Below are 19,050 nucleotides of genomic sequence, written 5' to 3'. Positions count from 1 at the left end.
GAGCGGTTGGGCTAATTTTGAGGAAGCGATCGCTTGGTGCTTGCCCGTAGCGCAAACGGAAAATTGTAGAGTAATGCATATCCGGGTAGTATTGGGATGTATTATAGCAGATTTGGTAAAAAAACAGAGAAAATTTAGAGAAAATTTAGAGAAAATTTACACAATTTAGGCAAAAGTGAATCAGCTATTTAAGGATTTTGAGTTAAATTGCGATCGGGGATAAAGATTACGGATTCACAAATTGGGGAGGGAGAAACTGCTGTGATGGATTTGCGCGATCGCCAGAACCGGGGAGAGGAGTATCCGAAAGCGAGTAAGTAACTACACCTAATCAACCAGGCTTGGTGAAAATCTCTGGGAAACTGTTTGCCACCTTTTGCTCAGGATTGTGCAATGGGGAGGGCGATCGCGGCAAACCGATGATTTAAGCCTCACCGAAAACCGGGTCAAATCCTGCCCAGTCAATCGGTCTGCCGCTCTCTTGCGGGATGGGTTAACCCCCGAGGGCAAAACCCGAATTAACAAGACTTAACATTCTAAAGGAAGGAATGGATCCTAATTTGCCAAATGATCCCTTAAATTAGGAAAGGCAGTGATAAGATCGAAAAACATCGCTATTCCGACCGGATTACCGGAGAGAAATAGCCTCTACCATCTTCACGAGATGTGCTCATGGTTCAATCCTTTACAACGACACCATCAACGACTGATAGCAGTCAAAAAGTTTCTAAAGTCGAAGGCATCAAAGAACGCAGCAATTATTTGCGCGAACCTTTGGCCAGCGAGCTTTTAGAAGATACGACTCATTTTTCCCATGATGCCTATCAGATTCTGAAATTTCACGGTTCATATCAGCAAGATAACCGGGAAAATCGGGTCAAAGGGCAGGAAAAAGACTACCAAATGATGCTGCGGACGCGATCGCCCGGGGGATTCATTCCACCCCAGCTGTATCTGACCTTAGAACGGCTGTCGGAAAACTATGGCAATCACACCCTGCGAGTCACCACCCGTCAAGGTTTCCAAATGCATGGAATCTTGAAGAAAAACTTGAAGACGGCGATCCAGGAAATTGTCCAGAACATGGGTTCTACCTTGGGCGCTTGCGGAGACATTAACCGCAACGTTATGGCACCTCCAGCGCCATTTACGAACCGCGTCGATTACGATTGCGTTCGTAGATATGCCAACGATATCGCCGATTTGCTGACCCCACAGAGTGGGGCCTATTACGAGATTTGGCTGGATGGGGAAAAAGCCATCAGTGGGGAAGAAAATCCCGAGGTGAAAGCAGCGCGCCAGCGCAATGGCAACGGTACAATCTTCCACGATTCCCCGGACCCGATTTATGGAGCCCTGTTTCTCCCACGCAAATTCAAAATTGCTATCACGGTCCCCGGGGACAATTCGGTCGATATTTACTCCCAAGACCTGGGCCTCATCGTGATTCTCGATGATGCGGGCCAACTGGAAGGATTTAACGTCCTTGCTGGAGGTGGATTGGGGCGCACCCATAACAAAGAGGAAACCTTCCCCCGTCTAGCGGATCCCATCGGGTTTGTTAGAAAAGACGACATTTACGATGCGGTTAAGGCGATCGTCGCGACCCAACGCGATTATGGCAATCGCGTGGAACGCCGTCTTTCTCGGATGAAATACCTGATCGAAGACTGGGGGGTCGAAAAATTCCGGGAAACCGTCGAAGGCTATTTAGGGAAAAAATTTGAACCCTTTAGACCCTTACCGGAGTTCAAATACCACGACTTCCTCGGTTGGCACGATCAGGGCGATGGCAAACTGTTCTACGGAATTTCTGTAGAAAATGGTCGGATTCACGATCACGGTTCGTTGCAGCTTAAGACGGCTTTGCGGCGGATTGTGGAGGCATTCAACCTACCGATGCTGCTGACCCCCCATCAAAATGTGCTACTGTACGATATTGCACCGGCACAACAACGGGAAATCGAGCAAATTCTGCAAGAATGCGGGATTAAACGGGAAACCGAGATCGATCCGTTGGTTCGCTATTCAATGGCTTGCCCTGCTTTACCGACTTGCGGTTTAGCGATCGCTGAAGCAGAACGCGGCATCCCCGGTGTCCTCGCTCGCATTCGCGCCTTGTTAAATCAAGTCGGCTTACCCGAAGAACACTTCGTGGTCCGGATGACGGGTTGCCCGAATGGTTGTGCTCGTCCCTACTTAGCTGAACTCGGCTTTGTGGGCAGATCTCCGGATTCTTATCAAATCTGGCTAGGTGGGGATCCCAATCAAACGAGGTTGGCTCAAACTTATATTGAGAGTTTGGCGATCGAAAATTTGGAAGCTACCCTAGAACCGTTGTTTGTTTATTTCAAACAAGAACAGCTTCATCGGGTTGAACCTGAGAGCTTTGGTGATTTTTGTCATCGGGTCGGGTTTGAAGCCCTACGTCGCTTTGCTGCTACATATTCTGCTACTCCCAACGCTTCAATTCAAGAAATGGTTAATCAATTCTCTTCTCCAGTTAATTCTGAAAATGTCACGACTTCGGGTGCCGAACCCATTGCTGCCTCTACCAGTTCTGAGTCCTCTGTGGCAGTAACTTCCGGAAGTGATGCTCCCACGGGTGCGACTCCTGCTGCGGCGGATTCCGGTGTCCCTCCCACTCCCCCGAGTGGCGGTGGCGGTGGCGGTGATGACAGTGAAGGGGAAGAGGGCGGTTCTTCTCGTCCTCCCCGTCGCCGGATTAATGTTAGCAATGAGATTTATCTCCAGCTTAAAACGGAAGCAGAGCGTCAGGGTAAGCCGATGAGTCAATTGGCTGGAGATGCGATCGATGCTTTCTTGAAAAGCTTGACCGAACAAGCTTGAACTTCTCACTAATTGTCTCCGTTTAATCTACCTAGAGAGGAAGAAAAATCTGTCAGGAGTTCGATAAATTAAGGAATCATAACAACGAGCCTAATGAGTATTGGGGTTGCGACTTTGTATCCTAGTATTGAAATTCCTGGCAGGTTTTAATGGCGAGCTATAAGTTCAAACGACAGAGACGGTTGGCCTATTTGCGAATCCTCCGATTTTTCAAAACCTGGTGGGAAAGTAATAGCGGAGAATGGAAATGGGTAGCGGAAAAACCGATGTCTCTGGAAGGCTTGAACCGCCAGCTATGGCGCTCCTCGGTTCCTTCCCGCAGCTTTTACGTTTTGCTAGGTTTGTCCGGCATCATTTCCACTCTGGGACTGCTGGCAAATAGTGCCGCTACTATTATCGGAGCGATGATTATCGCTCCTTTAATGGGCCCGATTCTGGGAATCGCCTATGGAATGGTCATGGGCAATCGACGCTTGTTAAAACGCTCGAATTTAACCCTCTGGACTGGAGTGGGTTTAACCATTTTTATTTCTTTTTTGATCTCTCATCTGGTGGGCTTAAGAACGGTTCAAGGGGAAATTTTAGCCCGATCGCAGCCCACATTACTGGACCTAGGCGTGGCGTTAGCCGCAGGTACCGCCGGGGCATTTGCTAAATCTCGCCGCCACGTTGCCGATGCTTTGCCTGGGGTGGCGATCGCTGTAGCCTTGGCTCCCCCGTTAAGCGTTATTGGTATTGGTATTTCTTTGCGGTCTTCTGAAATTTTTACCGGCAGTTTCTTACTCTTTTTAACGAACTTAATCGGTATTATTTTAAGTGGGGGTATAGTTTTTGTCTGCCAACAGTATGGATCATTAAAACGAGCCAAAGAAGGCTTTTTACTCTCCCTGTTTACGTTAACTATTTTAGGGATACCTTTAGGATTTTCTCTGAATAATTTAGTCCTGCAAGATAATATTCGTCGTAGTATTACCGTTTTAATTAATAAAGAAACTCTGACCTTTTCTAAAACCGATGTCCGGAAGGTGCAGGTTGAACCTCAAGGAGAAGCACTGATTGTCAACATCGAAGTTGCCGCAGCCGAAAACTCCATTTCAGAAAACCAAGTTAGGCTCGTTCGTGATTTTTTAGAAGAAAGACTACAAAAACCTATCTCATTAAATGTTCAAATCATTCCTCTGACACAATTTACGGCTCCCTCTGACGCTATAGATCCGAGTTTAGAGCCGGACTTGGAAGAAGATTTTATCAATCAAGACCCCTAGAATTAAATTTAAAATAAGGTTGTTTTGTGAACGCAGCTAAAACCGGGAATTTTCAACATTTAGAGCAACTGCAACGAGTGGCGATCGCACCGGAACAACTTCAACCGCAGGGAATTTTCCTCGATCGCCCTCAACAGCATTATCTCAGTCGCGTCTTGCGCTTAAACCCAGGCGATCGGTTTATTGCAATGGATGGACAAGGACAATGGTGGCTCGCTCAATTGTCAGAAAATCCTGAATTTGCCACAATTGTAGAGTCAATCCCGGTGCAGACTGAATTGCCAGTTCCCATCACCTTAATCCTGGCACTGCCTAAAAATGGCTGGGATGAAGTCGTCAGGCAAACCACAGAGTTGGGTGTAACCACCCTCGTCCCCCTTTTGAGCGATCGCACAGTCCTCAAACCCAGTCCGAACAAGCTCGATCGCTGGCGTCGCATTGCGCGAGAAGCAGCAGAACAATCAGAACGCCAAATCGTACCGACTATTGTGGAGCCAGTCACCTTTCGGGATTATCTCGCTCTGCCGGAAACACCCTTGGAGCGCTATATTTGCGTCACTCGCAGGGAAGCACCCCATTTATTAGAGCAGGTTTTAGCCAGTCAACGGTCCCTCGCCGGTTTACAACCAGGTCCCCTTGAAATCGCAGTCGGACCCGAGGGGGGATGGACCCCAGGGGAAGTGGAACAGGCGATCGCCTCTGGTTTCCAACCCGTTTCTCTTGGGAGTCGCATCCTCCGAGCCGTGACTGCACCAGCCGTTGCCTTGTCCCTGATTGCGGCAGCGTTAGAAATGAATCCGACCCCAAATCAGAGTGTTTCACCCTAAAAAGCAGAAAGAGACGCAAAAATTGCGTCTCTTTTTGGCACTTCTACCGGCTCGAAGTTTGCATATTCCGAGCCATATCCAGATAAGAAGTCATATTCGCACCGGGACGACGACGGGGGGTCACCATCACTGGGGTGGCTTCCCGTTTCGGAGCAGGAGCGGGTTTCGCAGGTTCTGAAGAGGCGATCGCCACCGCAGGCGCAGGTGCTGCTGGCTTCGGTTCCGCCTTTTTCTGAGTTGCCTGAGATTTGCTCACCTTTGCCGGTTCAGGCTTCTCTGTACGCAGGGGTTCTACTTTCTGGACTTGAGCCACTGGGGGTTTGGCAGCCGGAGTAGACCCTTTCGACTCTTCGAGTTCCATGTAGTATCCAGACTTTTTGGATCCAAATAAGCCCCCTAAGAAGCTGAAAATGCCGCCAAATAATTTTTTGATAAAACCGAACATGGTCCTTACTCCTAAAATGTTTACTCTACAATGGGCAAGGGTTCAAGCCTTAACAGCGTATTGCCGCCTCGTTCAACGGATCCGGACAAGCCGCTTCTGTTCAAGGCTCCCCAAAAACTGAAAACTGTTTCGTTTAATTATGAAGTTCTGATAAGCCAACTTTGACTTTTTAGTTAGAAATCTTAATAAAAATTTACAGAATTGCCTGGAATCGCGGCTTTTGCTGAGAGCTGCTTTACAGAACTACAAACATTTTCAGAATTCAATTGTAAGTTCGCAATGAGAGATGAGAAAGATGGGGAAGTTCGTAGTAACGCCTTCAGGCGTTCTTAATGTTCGTAGTAACGACTTCAGGCGTTCTTAATGTTCGTAGTAACGACTTCAGTCGTTCTCCCCTGTTCGTAGTAACGACTTCAGTCGTTCCCACCTGAACCCCTGACAAGCACTCTTTCCGACTTAAGCGCCTGTGAAGGAACTGGAGGATCCGGACAGGGGTGCGTTACTTGGCGGATGCCAAGTAACGCGGTAACGACTGAAGTCGTTACTACGAACATTTTTCCATGCGGATTCCTTTACAATAAGCCATGACCTAAAATCACTAAAGTTATGAATCAAAACAATCCAAAAAACCCCGTAATGCTAGTTCACGGGATTTGGGATACCAGTGATATTTTCAGTAAAATTTCTCCCGCTTTAACCGAACTGGGATGGTCAGTTTATAGCTTAAATTTAATTCCAAATGATAGCTCGATTGGATTAGACCGTTTAGCGGAACAACTGAGAGATTTTATTAACCAAACATTAGGAGGCGATCGCCCCTTTGATTTAATCGGATTTAGTATGGGGGGAATTGTCAGCCGCTACTATCTCCAGCGACTCGGTGGCATTGAACGGGTGCAGCGATTTATTTCCATCTCTGCCCCAAATAACGGCACGGTTACCGCTTACGCATTGCCCCTACCGGGATGTTTGCAAATGCGTCCGAAAAGCCCGTTTTTGGAAGATTTGAATCGGGATGCGGTGGAGATGCTGGAACGGGTGAATTTCACCTCGATTTGGACCCCTTATGATAGTATGATTATCCCGGCCAAAAGCTCGCAACTGCCGGTAGGGAAAGAAGTGATATTGCCGGTTTTGGTTCATCGCTGGATGGTGAGCGATCGCCGATGTTTGCAGGCGATCGCAGACAGTTTATCCGAACCCTTAAAGTACCCAATTTAACCCTAGATCTAAACCCAATATCGTGACTATATCTAGGGTTTAGGTCCAAACTATAAATTGCCCCTGGATTAAGTGCGATCGCCTATTTCGGTGAATTCTGCACTGCCAAAAATTGCCTCGGGATGGGCGTAATATTTGAACTCCAGTAAATTATAAAACGGGTCCTCTAAAAAGAAGGTGCGATGTTCTAAGGGAGAACCGGGAAAGCGCCGTTTTGGTTCTTCCCGGAACTGGAGTTGATATTTTTGGGCGCGTTCTAATAGGGTTTCCCAATCGGCTTCATTTTCAAAGACTAAGCCGAAGTGACGGGGATAAATGCTTTTTTGCGGGGTGATGGGGTCTTTGGTGACATGGGCAACGAGTTGATTGCCATAGAGGTTTAAAATAACAGCAGTATGGGATTCGCGTCCGACTTGGCAACCGAGACCTTGAGCATAAAATTCTTTGGTCTTGGGAATGTCGGTAACGGGAAAGGCGAGATGAAAAAAGACATTGTTCATGAGGGGTGATTTAAGATGCCAACAGAAGAATTTGTTTTTAATTATGCCGCGTTATTGAATCCTTGGCTGGTGGCGGTGGGATTAAATACGGTTTTGTTAACGATTGTTTATTTTTTACCCAAACAGTTGCTGACTCCGGCAGGAATTGTCCATGCTTGGATTTTGGGGGTACTGATTTGGGGGGCCTTGGGTTGGCCCGGGTATGTCGTAGTGGGGTTTTATTTTATTGTGGGTTCGGCAGTGACGCGCATTGGGATGGCGCAGAAGGAGGCGGAGGGAATTGCGGAGAAGCGATCGGGGGCCCGGGGACCGGAAAATGTTTGGGGTTCGGCATTGACAGCAGCAGTTTGTGCTTTGGGGGTGTTGACGGTGCAGCAGTTGGATTGGGTGGGAATTGTGCCGTTGCTGTTGCTGGGATATGTGGCGAGTTTTAGTACGAAGTTGTCCGATACGACGGCGAGTGAGGTGGGGAAGGTTTACGGCAAGCGGACGTTTTTGATTACGACCCTGCAACCTGTGCCGAAGGGGACCGAGGGGGCGGTTTCTCTGGAGGGGACGATCGCCGGTGTGGTGGCATCAGTCGCCGTTGCTGTGGTGGGGTATGTGGTGGGGTTGATTGATGGGACAGGGGTGGGGTTATGTGTGATTGCGGCGTTTATTGCTACAAATTTAGAGAGTGTGATTGGCGCAACGATTCAGGAACAAGTGAGTTGGATGACCAATGAGGTGGTGAATATAATTAATACTACCATTGGGGCGATCGCCGCAGTCGGACTGGCGATCGCCTTGAAGGGAGTGTTGGGTTAGGGGAATTGAACCGGAGAGCAAAGTTGCTTGCTACCGTATCAATTCCCCAGGAACACTCCCAAACTGTTACAGGGAGATAAAATCCTCCTCAGAAATCACCGTGGGTTCCACTCCGGAAAGAGTGGCGAGGGTATCATCCCCGACTTGGATAAGGGTTGATCCGTTGTTCGAGGCGATTTGTAGGTCCATGAATGACAGATTAGCGGGTAATTCCAGAACATCTTCCCCATCGATAAAGTCGAGAATGATATCGCTGCCGGAGTTGGATTGTAAGACAAAGATATCTCGACCATTGCCACCAGCTAGGGTATCATCTCCTAAATCCCCACTGAGGAAATCATCTCCCTCTTCACCGAGGAGGAAGTCATTGCCTTTGCCACCATAGAGGATATCATTGCCAGCATCGCCAAACAGGATGTCATCTCCGGCATTGCCATAGAGGCGATCGTTACCGCCCTCAAACAAAGTGTCATCTCCCATATCCCCATAGAGGATATCATTACCCTCATCGGCAAACAAGGTGTCATCGCCTAAATTTCCATAGAGGATATCATTGCCTGCTTGACCGAAAATAGTTTGATCTTCCACATCAGCGAACAGAGTATCATCCCCTTCAGTCCCGACGATTTCGTTGGGGTTGGTCGGGGCGATCGCGGCTGCGTTAGGGGTAAGTTTTGCGACTAAAACTGTCGAAAAACCATAGTGATTGGCTTGGTTGCTTCCGGTTAAGTAGAGATTGTTGGCACTGTCCACCGCTATGTCTGAGGCGTAAGAAAAATCGAATTTTTGGCCTAACAGATCGATTTTCCCTATTGTCTCAAACCATAATTGGTTCCCTTGAGGGTTATATTTAGCTACCCACCCCTCACGCGGTACTACGGTAACAGGATTGCTTAGTAAATCACCTCCACTTCCTCCAGAGAGGTAGATATTGTCCGCATTATCGACTGCAATGCCAATGCCTACGTCCGATGCGTTAGTTCCAAACTGGTCGATCCATAACAGGTTCCCTTGGGGGTCATATTTAGCTCCCCATGCATCTGTCTCTCCGGAATTAGCTCCGGCTAAATCACCCCGGGTCGATCCCGTCAGGTAAACATGGCCTGTACTATCGAAAGCTAAGTTATGAGAATACTCTTCACCAGCACTACCCAACTGTCTAATCCATAATTGGTTTCCTTCTGTGTCATGCTTGGCAACCCAAGCATCCCAGGATCCGACATTGGTGCCCCCTAAATCCCTGTTGGTAGTTCCGGTCACGTAAAGATTGTCTAGGCTATCAAGTTTTAACGCAACAGGGGGTAGTCCGGTGACAGCAGCTTGACCTCGACTGCCCATAGTCCCGAACTCTTCCATCCACAATTGATTGCCTTCTGTGTCATATTTGGCAATCCACACCTCGAATAATTCAGGAGTGTTGAACCCAGACTTCTGCTCCAATCCAGCTAGATAAATATTGCCTGCGCTATCAAGAGCGATGGACTCGGAGTAGTAGGAATTGGCACTACCGAACTGTTTAATCCACAATTGATTGCCTTCTAGATCATACTTAGCAACCCAGGGGGCTCGTCTAAGAGCATTAGGAACGCCTGCATCATCAAAAGCGTCCCCGGTGAGGTAGACATTCCCTACATTATCGATTGCTACACTTTTGGAATATAAATCCCCCAGATTTTTGGGAACTCCAAACTGCCTGACCCATTGCTGGCTCCCCAAGTTGTCATACTTGACAACCCAACCATCATAAAACCCTACTTTACTTCCGGCTAAATTGCTTGTGGTATGTCCCGTAGCGTAAACGTTGCTGCTGCTATCTACTGCTAGGTCATGAACAACGTCTATCGCCTCAGTGCCCAACTCTCGAATCCACTGAATCTCAAATATATCGTTGACTGGATTGACCGTAATGGCAAAATTAGTCAGCCCGATCGCCCCTCCATTGCCATCGGTTGCGGTAAACTGAAAGCGATCGCCGCTCGGATCGCTATCGTCGTGAGTGTAGCTTACCAATCCCGCATCGATATCTGCTTGGGTAAAGGTATTCCCAACGGATAACACCATCTCGTTGAGTTTGAGACTACCATTCCCAGGCAGTGCGGTAAGAGTATAGACGATCGCATCTCCATCGGTATCGCTCACTTGCAACTGAGTCGTTGAGATGGAAACCGTCCCGCCTTCATCCAGAGTCACGCCATTATTATTAGTGAGAATCGGGTCGGAATTCGGCAGCAGTTGCGCTATCCAGGCATCGTAGGATCCGGCATTACTCCCGCCTAAATCGCCTGATGTCCATCCGGATAGGTGTATTTTGCCGTCGGGGGCGATCGCCATGCCAAAGGCTGGATCTTGACCTTCAGAACCGAATTGCTTGACCCAGAGGCGATTCCCACTGCCATCGTATTTCGCCACCCACGCATCAGACTCTCCCGCATTGCTGCTATTTTCCCAACTCCCCCAGGTGTTTCCCGTCAGGTAAATTCTGTCATCGGTATCAATCTGAATGTCTAACGCACCATCGGAATTTGCGGTTCCCAGTTGTTGCATCCACAGGAGGTTGCCGGTGGGGTCATATTTGGCAATCCAGGCGTCCCAACTCCCTGCACTGCTTCCTCCCAAGGTGCTTTGCGTCCATCCGGTGAGGTAAATGTTGCCGGTACTATCCACGGCGTTGGCGATCGCTTTGTCTGCGGTTTCGGTGCCAAACTGTCTCACCCACAACTGCTGTCCGTTGCTGTCATATTTGGCAATCCAAGCGTCTTCACCTCCCGCATTGGCAGCGCCTAAACTGCCGGTGGTGTATCCGCTGACGTAGAGATTTCCGGCAGTATCGACACTGACTTCTGTGGTGTTTTCAGTGCCGATACTGCCTAACTGCTGCACCCAGAGGGGATTGCCACTGCTGTCATATTTGCCAAACCAGGCATCGGATTCTCCGGCATTAACTCCCCCTACATCGCCCCAAGTGTCTCCAGCAATATACAGGTTACCTGTGCTATCGGTGACAATAGTCCGAGCATCATCGGTGGTCATGCTGCCGAATTGTTTAATCCACAGGGGATTCCCACTGCTGTCATATTTGGCAATCAAGGCGTCATATCCTGCACCGTTGGTTTCTGCCAAGAGGCCGGAGGTAGTACCCGCAATGTATAGATTGCCTAGAGGGTCACTGGTAAGGCTATAGGCGCGATCGTCGTTGGCGCTGGCGAGTTGCTGAGTCCACAAGGGATTGCCACTGCTGTCATATTTGGCCCACCAAATATCCCAGTCTCCTTGAGGAGTTCCCCCTAATCCGCCTTGGGTTTGTCCGCCAAGGTAGAGGTGACCGAGGGGGTCTCGGGTCATGGCATAAGCGCGATCGTCGTTGGCGGTGCCGAGTTGCTGAATCCAGTTGGGTCGATGGTTAATCGGGGTTGCGAGTTCAGCAGTTGAGAGCAGGCGAGATTCCCTGACCTTTAGCATAATCGATAGGATGGGTTTATTCTACCTAAGTTAATGCTTGATAATTATAAGTTTAAAGGGGTCTAAAATCTGGCAAGCTTAATAAACTTTAAAGGATTTGAATAAAGCGCTGGACCGTGAAAACTTCTGGGGTCTAATTTAGGGTTTTGCTTATCCGTTTTTAAGGGGTTTAATCGGGTTAAGAGAAGGGTAAGGCACTGCCTACCCTTCTCCGGGTTTTATGCTGTTCCATTTTTTTCGGTCCCCCATGAGTGACCGGATCGGACTTATACAGAACTTTTCACGGTCCAGCTACCCCATCTTAATATTTTTTAAAAGAGGAAGATCGCAGCAGTGCAACGGGAGACAAGTTCTGATGTTTACTCTCTAATTGAGGCGGAATTCCATTGGGAAAATCTTCGGCGATCGCCTCTTCTAAGCGTTGAATGCGGTTATCCGGATTGGGGTGTGTACTCAAAAATTCTGGGGATTGGGAACCGGATTGTGCTGAACCGAGGATTTCCATGACTTCAATCATGCCTCTGGGGTTATAACCCGCTTGTGCCATGAACTGCAACCCGAGGCGATCGCTTTCTAGTTCCGCCTCTCGTCCATATCGCAAGGCAACCATTTCATTGGCAACTCGGGCGATCGCAGCGGTTTGTCTCCCTCCTCCTTGGTCGTCGGTGGTGGCAACTCCTACTGCCGTAACTAGGGTAGAACCGAGTTCCCGTTTGGCTAAATGTTCTGCACCATGTCGCGCCACCACATGACCAATTTCATGGCCTAAAATTCCCGCCAGTTGCGATGGGGAATTCAGGCGTTGCAGTAACCCATTGGTAATAAAAATCTGCCCTCCAGGGAGTGCAAACGCATTCACGGTTTTTGAATCTTGAAGCACATGAAATTCAAAGGGATATTCCGATTGAGATACGACGGATTGTTGGACAATTCGCTGACCCATGCGCTGAACGGATTCTTGAACTGAGGCATCCGGGTATAATCCCCCAAATTGTTGTGCCAGTTGTCCTCGGGTTTGCAATCCGAGTTGCACCTCTTCCGTGGGAGATAAGCGAATGCGTTGCTGTTCTCCGGTAATCGGGTTTTCCACTTGGGTTGTACAGTAACTCAAAACCCCCACTAGCCCAATCACAAATCCAATTAATAGCCGAAATAGTTGTCGTGTCACTGCTGTTTCCAAACTCGATTATTTGGAAAATAACAGATATATTTTACGGTGTCACTCTATCTGGAGGAGAGTTTTAGGTGAAGTTAACCGCATCTTTAGATAGATTCTGGGCCAAAGAAAACCCCCGAGTTTATCTCTGCGGGTTGAGAGAACCGCAGCATGGCAGTTAAGCGGTTTTGAAAAACCGAATAATTTCTCGAACATGATCGAGGAATTGTCCATCGGTGGTTAATTGAGCAATGGCATTCTGTGCTTCTTTCTTCAGCGCATGATGTTCCGCTTGGTTGCTTGATCGCAAGCTTTCTACAGAGGCGGCTAATTGGCTTAAATCTTGGCGCAATGCCGCACTTTGGCGATTTTTCTGAGCAATCCAAGAATCCTCTTTATTTTCATCTAAACTGTCGGAGATGTATTTAATTTGCTCCTCTAAAATTAAGACGCGATCGCGCAATTCTAAAACATCTTCCCGAGGATAGTTAAACTCTCGGCGAATCATGCTTAAGCGGGTGGCAATATATTCATAAGCCCGAATCACTGGACGTAACCCGGTTAACAACAAAGCCGCCACAGAACTGATATATCCCACCGCACTAATTCCGGTGGCGGCTAACCCATATAAAACGAGGGCAGAAATGATATGCAGGGCGATGGCAATCCACAGCGATCGCTTGGCAATTCGCTGTACATATCCTAACTGCTTGGCTTCAATCGGGATATTTTTTTCCTGAGATTGTTCTGCGTCTGCAACCACTTCCTTGGCTTGAAAATAAATATTCCAAGGGACTGTTACAATCACGACTAACCATAAGAAACTGGCCCCGCCAATTACCCAATCTAAAAAATTTCCCGCAGGGATATTTAACCAATTTAAAATCCCAAATGCCAACAGTAAGATAACCACCAAGCCGATAGAAAATCCACCGAAAAAGTTAACTCTCATAAAACTCAGGCTTTGTTTGCGTCAATTGCCTCTAGTATGGCTACAATTTGCCTTCATTTTTCTAGTCGGCTGTGACAGTCTAAAAATTGGCATAAGCCCTGAAACAGCCGAAAAATTAGAACTGGCGTTCAATTTTGAGGGGTTCCTGATGAGTTAGGGTGGGGAGGCGATCGCTTAAATCCAGCCAGGGTTGCAATTGACCCGCCTGAAAGGTGCGACTCATCACCACATAAATTGAGGTTTGGTCTCCTCCAATTCCCACGGATTGAACATTCCGCCAAGACTCGGCTATTAATTCATCAGTAATCTGCCATTTTCCATCTTTCCACTGCAAGCGTCGGATAAATTTAAACGGGGCTTTTTCCTTTCCAGTAATCAGCATTTTTTGCAACAATTTCCGAATTAAATCAGGAAAAAATCGGCCTACAGTTAGCATGACCACCCGCAAAATTAATAAATTCCCCGGGTTCATTTGTTTTTGCTTGGCCCAACCCAATTGACCTTGAATCAAAATTTCATCTTTTTCAATTTGATAATCATAGGGGCTAATTAAATGTCCTACAGCATTTTTTATTCGGCTTCCTTGGGAAACTTGAAGAGAAAATTGGGTATCAGAAGCCTCCAGTTTTTCCTCTCGAAATACTTTAAAAACTCCCCCTTTATTTAAGGCTAAATATAACTCCGTATTTTCTCGACGATCTATCAACAATTGTGCTTCTTTTAACCAGACTTGTCCTTGGGGACGCGGCGGCAAATCAGGGCGATTTTGCACAAAATCCCGCCATGCTAATAAGTAACTCCAAGTATGATGACCAATAATATGGTCATCGGCATAACAGGGAACTAAACCGGCTGCGATGCCTTTTAGAAATAAGTCATTAATGGCTAATGCTTCCGGCATCCATTTCCCCACCCATTCAAACCCATGTGGGAAAAAATTATAAGTATTCCGACTCGCATATTCTCCCCCATAAGACCCATCAGGATGGATAAATTGAGTGGCGAGTTCTACTGCTTTTATCAATGATTCTTTCAGGCGCGGGTCAGGAGAGAGTTCATGAAGTCGGGCTAAACAAGCAATAGTCAGGGTGTGATAACCGGGGTCACAGCCTTCATATTCCTGAAACCACCCTTCGGAACTTTGCCAGGATAAAACCCGTTCGATCCGTTCAGATTTAGCCCGGTCCCAACGGTTGGTTTCTAACAAACGAGATATCAGTTCTAAACATAAGGCGATTAAGGCTTGATGGTTACTGAGTTGCCCACTTTCATGATGATTGGCTAACCCGGTGGCGCGATGTTCAAAAAATTTCAGGAGTTCAAAATTGTTGAGATTGAGGAATGTGTAACTTTCCAAACAAGCTAACAGGGAAAAAGCGGCTGCACCACTGGCTCTTTCGTAGGGAAAATAATCATCACAAGACCCATCCGGATGAGCAGAATGAGCGGCATAAACGATTCCCGCTTCGACCCAATCCCGGAGTGCAGTTTGCTGATAAAATGGGTTATCCGGTAAGTTTGTTTCGTAGGCTAAAGCCAGGGGCCAAACAAATTCTTGGGCCATTCCACTGGGAAAATCGATAATTTTATAATGCCAGAAATTGCGGTCAAAACAGCCATAAGTGGGACTGTGGGGGTTGCGATCGCACAGGGTCAGGATTTTAGGAATTTGGGCGATCGCAGTTTGGGCAAATAAATCTCTACTCATAGTTACCAGGAATTCAGCAATAGCAGGAGTTTCCCCTAATTTTAAACCCGAAGGGGTGCAGTTGAACCCTTATGGGTAAAAGTTGGGTTTCCCAGGATTTGATTCAGTGACGCGGTTCACTGAGAAAGGGTCACGATGGAACATTCGTCATCTGATAAATCTCCATCCATTCAATCAAGGCATCCGGTGCACCTCCTCTAAAATCTTTCACCAAGCCGAGAATCCAGATGGTCTGCTATATTAAGAAAAACGCTGATAAATATTAAATTATGAATCGACCCAGCGATCCATCCCCTGCACCTTTAAATTCTCATGAACTACCACCGCCTACAGCCGATGGAGTTGACATTGCTAATCCAGAAGTTGGGAACCTCCACCAGCCGGAAAATCTCCCCAACTCTAACGTTTCTGCAACAAAACAAGCCTTTAAACGGCTGTATATAATTTTACTCGTTATTGGCCTGAGCATTGGGGTTGTAGCGGCGATCGGCGTGGTTAATCTCTTGAATCGTTGGGGCCTAACTCAACCCCCGCCTCCGGTGGAAGAAACCAATAGCTGAATTCAAAAAATCCACATAAAACGGGAGACTTACCCATCTGAATCATGCTGCATTAGTCAAGAAGGCGATGCAGCTTTTATCTTTCTACAGATAGAGCAAAAGGTCATTCTAAAGAGTGAGGGATTTTCTTAGAGAGTTTGGCTATCCTAGGAAGGATATAAACCCGTTTTTACCCCTTTTATTTTACCGCAATTTCCCTAAAATACCCGTCAATTTTAATGAATTGTAAAGAGAGGAAGCATGGTATTCAATCCACAGAAACGAGCGGTTGGATTATTCCCCAGTATGGAAAAGGCCGCAATCGCTCTGTGCGACCTAAAATCCGCAGGCTTTCCGATGAAAAACATTTCAGCGATCGCCCGAAAACGGAATCGGATTCGGTCGATTACTCCAAATTCAATGGAAATAACAACCCTTGATAATCCAGTGTCAGCCACTGGACTTGCCGGTGCTCTAACCGGGGGAAGTTTGGGGATGGTTCTGGGGTTGCTGGTTAGCCTTAGTATCCTAGCACTTTCTGGGATTGGACCGCTCCTCCTGGCTGGGGTCGAAGTGGCAAGCGCAGGAACAGTTTTGGTTGCGGGAGGGGCGATCGGTGCTGCGACTGGGGGTCTTGTAGGTCGTTTGATGGCGTATGGGATGTCTAATGAGCGCGCTCACCGCTATTGGGAACGGGTGGTTCAGGGGGATTATCTGCTGATTCTCACCGGCAGCGATCGCGAAATTGCCCTCGCCAGTCGCATTTTAAACGCTCGCGGTATCCAAGAGTGGGAAATCCACGAGCGATCGCCCCAGAGAAGCACTCTCCTGTCCGACTAACTCACCTTTCACTGGGGTCAGTTGTGCGATCAAAATCCGTCGGAAATCGTGCCTTGCGATCGGCAAACTGACCCATATTTAACACCAAATGGAGGTCAAACATGACTGTAGATGAAATTAGACGCGCTGTAGGCGTCTTCGAGCGTTATGAAGATGCCGAAGTCGCATTCCACCAACTCCGACAAGCAGGATTCTCCCTCAATAACCTCTCAATTATTGCTCCGGACCTCCCCCGGTCCCGGAATCCAGGAGAAGCTAACATGAACTCTCACCTCACCATGGGAGATGCCGCCGCCAGCCCCCCACTCCGTAGCCACACCACCGACGCCTCCGGAACCCTGGCCGAAGAAGGGGCTGCGACAGGTGCCGTAGCCGGGGGAACCGTCGGGGGTTTTATCGGCTTGCTGCAAGCCCTAGCTGCCTTATCCATTCCAGGAATCGGACCTGTGCTCGCAGGAGGAACTGTGGCAACAATCCTGCTGAATACTCTAGCCGGAGGTGCGATCGGGGCCGCTACAGGTGGTTTAGTCGGAGCATTAGCCGGTTTAGGTATCCCGGAAGAACGGGCCCTAATCTATAACGAGCGCCTCTCTCAAGGCCACTATTTACTAATCGTGGAAGGCTCAGTTTATGAAATTGAACGAGCAGACGAAATCCTAACCGGAAGAGGCATCCAAGAATGGGGAATTTATCGTCTTCCCGGCGAACCCCTTGTGAATCCCGCTGCTATGCCTACGGTTCCTCCCGTTAATCTACCGAATCACCCCTCTTTAACGGGTCAAAGTTCTTTCCCAAATCCCAGAATTCCCTAACCCATTTATATCCCTAACAACCCCCAAACCCACATCCTAAAGGGTGGGGGAAAAGCGGACCAAGCCCGCCTGCGCGGGCTAATAATTCCCCAAAACCTCGTGACATGGCTCTGCCATGTCATGTAAAATCAGCGGCTCTTCCGCCTGAAACTCTCTCAATAACTATAACTAAATAAAACCCATAAACCTCTTCCCCAAACAGTTATCGCAATGACCACATCGCATCCTTTTAGCTTCCTCTCCAAACCCAAACGCTTCTAATAAAAACTGCCACCGACATCGCCGAGTCAACAGGAATTGCTTCATCTGTTGACTCGGATTATCTACAGATAAACCCGCAGAAGAACCCGAACGAGTAATCCGGTAATGAAACGGGTCCTGCCATTGTAACTGACCCATACTATGCAGTAAAGACAGGGCAATTGCTCCATCGGGATATTGTTCTGAAATTTGATTAATATTCCCCTGGGTTGGTAACTTTTTAACCAAATTTTGAGCGCGGCGATAGAGGGTTTGTTTTTGGGTTGCCACAAATTGGCGCTGATGCTCATCTTGAGGGTCTAACCATCCCGTACATTCACTCATTAAAGAAAGTGCAGTTGCCGGTTTGCCATCTCGACCAGCGCGGCCCACTTCTTGAATATATTCTGATAGTAACGCCGGAGTTTGATAATGTAAAACCCAACGCACATTGGGTTTATTCACTCCCATCCCAAAGGCACAAGTACAGACCACAAATTGCAGGGAATCGCCAATCCAACTGCTTTCAATACTGCGGCGTTCCTCTCCACTCAAACCGCCATGATAGGCAGAGGTTTTACATCCTTGTTGCCGTAACCAATCCGCCAGTTCTTCCGCATCCCGTCGAGTTCTCACATAGACTAAACCGGACTGTAAACCCTGAGACTGGATAAACTGTAACATCCGTTGCCGACGTCCTCGGGGAGTCCAAGCAATTTGAATCTGTAAATTGAGATTGGACCGATAAGGACTGAGTAAAAATTGGTTAGGTTTCTGTAATTTTAACACCGATTGAATGGTTTTCTGTGCCGTCGGGTCAGCCGTTGCCGTAAACGCGGCGATCGCCAGTTTAGAACCCGCTGGTTTTGATTTCAAAAGGGCGGGACGAACCGCACCCAAACGGCGATAGGCGGGGCGAAATGTATCCCCCCATTGAACTAAACAATGTGCCTCATCTAAAATCATCCCATTAATGGGTAATTTGGGGTCTAATAAACGCTGCCAAACTGGTGGACTCAGTAACGTTTCTGGGGAGAGATATAATAACCGTAATTGATTGTTTTCTAGGGCGTTTAGGGTTACTTTCCGCTGTTTTGTGGGAACTTCCCCATGTAAAAGCGCCGCATCTAAGTGGCGATCGCGTAATTCTTGCACCTGATTTTCCATCAGTGCCACCAATGGCGACACCACCAGGGTTAATCCAGTTTGCAGTAACGCCGGAAGTTGAAAGCAAATTGACTTTCCCCCACCCGTAGGTAAGACAATCAGTGCATCTTTCCCCTGCAACAGACTCTGCACGATTTCTCCCTGGGGACTTCTAAACTCATCGTATCCCCAGATTTCACGGAACGTATCCCGGACCTGATTCCAGGATGCACTATGATGGCGGTCCATTTGCAAAACAGGTTATGTTAAAGATAGGACAGTT

16 protein-coding genes are annotated in these 19,050 nt (G+C 47.9%); 9 read left to right on the top strand and 7 right to left on the bottom strand.

Annotated elements, in window-relative coordinates:
• The first annotated feature begins 376 nt into the window (after positions 1–376).
• The 4 genes from NG795_RS09735 to NG795_RS09720 all read left to right on the top strand — a co-directional run bounded on the left by NG795_RS09735 (position 377) and on the right by NG795_RS09720 (position 4,942).
• Positions 377–532 carry a hypothetical protein gene (locus NG795_RS09735; RefSeq protein ID WP_367288470.1) on the top strand — a complete coding sequence of 52 codons (156 nt, stop codon included), beginning with the start codon at positions 377–379 and terminating at the stop codon, positions 530–532.
• A gap of 140 nt (positions 533–672) precedes the next feature.
• Positions 673–2,850, top strand: coding sequence for a sulfite reductase, ferredoxin dependent (sir, locus tag NG795_RS09730; protein WP_367288469.1), 2,178 nt, complete (start codon positions 673–675; stop codon positions 2,848–2,850).
• A 149-nt stretch (positions 2,851–2,999) separates the two neighbouring features.
• Positions 3,000–4,115, top strand: a complete 1,116-nt coding sequence (locus NG795_RS09725; RefSeq protein ID WP_367288468.1) for a TIGR00341 family protein — start codon at positions 3,000–3,002, stop codon at positions 4,113–4,115.
• Between the two features lie 26 nt (positions 4,116–4,141).
• The gene (locus NG795_RS09720; protein WP_367288467.1) at positions 4,142–4,942 is read left to right on the top strand and encodes a 16S rRNA (uracil(1498)-N(3))-methyltransferase; all 801 of its coding nucleotides are present in this window, start codon (positions 4,142–4,144) and stop codon (positions 4,940–4,942) included.
• Positions 4,943–4,985: 43 nt separating this feature from the next.
• Here the strand turns inward: NG795_RS09720 and NG795_RS09715 are convergent, their stop codons facing one another.
• Positions 4,986–5,387, bottom strand: a complete 402-nt coding sequence (locus tag NG795_RS09715; protein WP_367288466.1) for a hypothetical protein — start codon at positions 5,385–5,387, stop codon at positions 4,986–4,988.
• Between the two features lie 606 nt (positions 5,388–5,993).
• On the opposite strand from NG795_RS09715, the gene NG795_RS09710 reads away from it, so the two are divergent.
• Positions 5,994–6,608: an esterase/lipase family protein gene (locus NG795_RS09710; protein WP_367288465.1), complete on the top strand. Its 615-nt coding sequence runs from the start codon at positions 5,994–5,996 to the stop codon at positions 6,606–6,608.
• 68 nt (positions 6,609–6,676) lie between these two features.
• Here NG795_RS09710 and NG795_RS09705 read toward each other — a convergent pair whose 3' ends face one another.
• The gene (locus NG795_RS09705) at positions 6,677–7,108 is read right to left on the bottom strand and encodes a VOC family protein (protein WP_367288464.1); all 432 of its coding nucleotides are present in this window, start codon (positions 7,106–7,108) and stop codon (positions 6,677–6,679) included.
• 15 nt (positions 7,109–7,123) lie between these two features.
• Here NG795_RS09705 and NG795_RS09700 point away from each other — a divergent pair, with 15 nt between their 5' ends.
• Positions 7,124–7,915, top strand: coding sequence for a TIGR00297 family protein (locus NG795_RS09700; RefSeq protein ID WP_367288463.1), 792 nt, complete (start codon positions 7,124–7,126; stop codon positions 7,913–7,915).
• Between the two features lie 66 nt (positions 7,916–7,981).
• Here NG795_RS09700 and NG795_RS09695 read toward each other — a convergent pair whose 3' ends face one another.
• From NG795_RS09695 to NG795_RS09680, 4 genes are all read right to left on the bottom strand, one after another.
• Positions 7,982–11,374 (bottom strand): SBBP repeat-containing protein, encoded by a 3,393-nt coding sequence (locus tag NG795_RS09695; protein WP_367288462.1) that lies wholly within the window; start codon positions 11,372–11,374, stop codon positions 7,982–7,984.
• 301 nt (positions 11,375–11,675) lie between these two features.
• The gene (locus NG795_RS09690; RefSeq protein WP_367288461.1) at positions 11,676–12,542 is read right to left on the bottom strand and encodes a M48 family metalloprotease; all 867 of its coding nucleotides are present in this window, start codon (positions 12,540–12,542) and stop codon (positions 11,676–11,678) included.
• A gap of 166 nt (positions 12,543–12,708) precedes the next feature.
• Positions 12,709–13,482: a hypothetical protein gene (locus tag NG795_RS09685; RefSeq protein WP_367288460.1), complete on the bottom strand. Its 774-nt coding sequence runs from the start codon at positions 13,480–13,482 to the stop codon at positions 12,709–12,711.
• 115 nt (positions 13,483–13,597) lie between these two features.
• Positions 13,598–15,190 (bottom strand): hypothetical protein, encoded by a 1,593-nt coding sequence (locus NG795_RS09680; RefSeq protein ID WP_367288459.1) that lies wholly within the window; start codon positions 15,188–15,190, stop codon positions 13,598–13,600.
• Positions 15,191–15,459: 269 nt separating this feature from the next.
• Between NG795_RS09680 and NG795_RS09675 the strand changes: the two genes are divergently transcribed.
• The 3 genes from NG795_RS09675 to NG795_RS09665 all read left to right on the top strand — a co-directional run bounded on the left by NG795_RS09675 (position 15,460) and on the right by NG795_RS09665 (position 17,381).
• A complete protein-coding gene (locus NG795_RS09675) occupies positions 15,460–15,750 on the top strand; it encodes a hypothetical protein (protein ID WP_367288458.1) in 291 nt (96 codons plus the stop codon).
• A 336-nt stretch (positions 15,751–16,086) separates the two neighbouring features.
• A complete protein-coding gene (locus NG795_RS09670; protein ID WP_367288457.1) occupies positions 16,087–16,569 on the top strand; it encodes a hypothetical protein in 483 nt (160 codons plus the stop codon).
• A gap of 101 nt (positions 16,570–16,670) precedes the next feature.
• On the top strand, positions 16,671–17,381 hold the full coding sequence (locus NG795_RS09665) for a DUF1269 domain-containing protein (RefSeq protein WP_367288456.1): 711 nt from the start codon (positions 16,671–16,673) through the stop codon (positions 17,379–17,381).
• A 168-nt stretch (positions 17,382–17,549) separates the two neighbouring features.
• Here the strand turns inward: NG795_RS09665 and NG795_RS09660 are convergent, their stop codons facing one another.
• Entirely contained in the window at positions 17,550–19,016 is a 1,467-nt protein-coding gene (locus NG795_RS09660; RefSeq protein WP_367288455.1) for a RecQ family ATP-dependent DNA helicase, read from the bottom strand.
• Between the last annotated feature and the right edge of the window lie 34 nt (positions 19,017–19,050).

Source organism: Laspinema palackyanum D2c (assembly GCF_025370875.1).
GTDB classification, from domain to species: Bacteria; Cyanobacteriota; Cyanobacteriia; order Cyanobacteriales; family Laspinemataceae; genus Laspinema; species Laspinema palackyanum.
The sequence above is the reverse complement of the archived record's forward strand: the minus strand, read 5'-3'. Positions and strand labels throughout refer to the sequence as shown.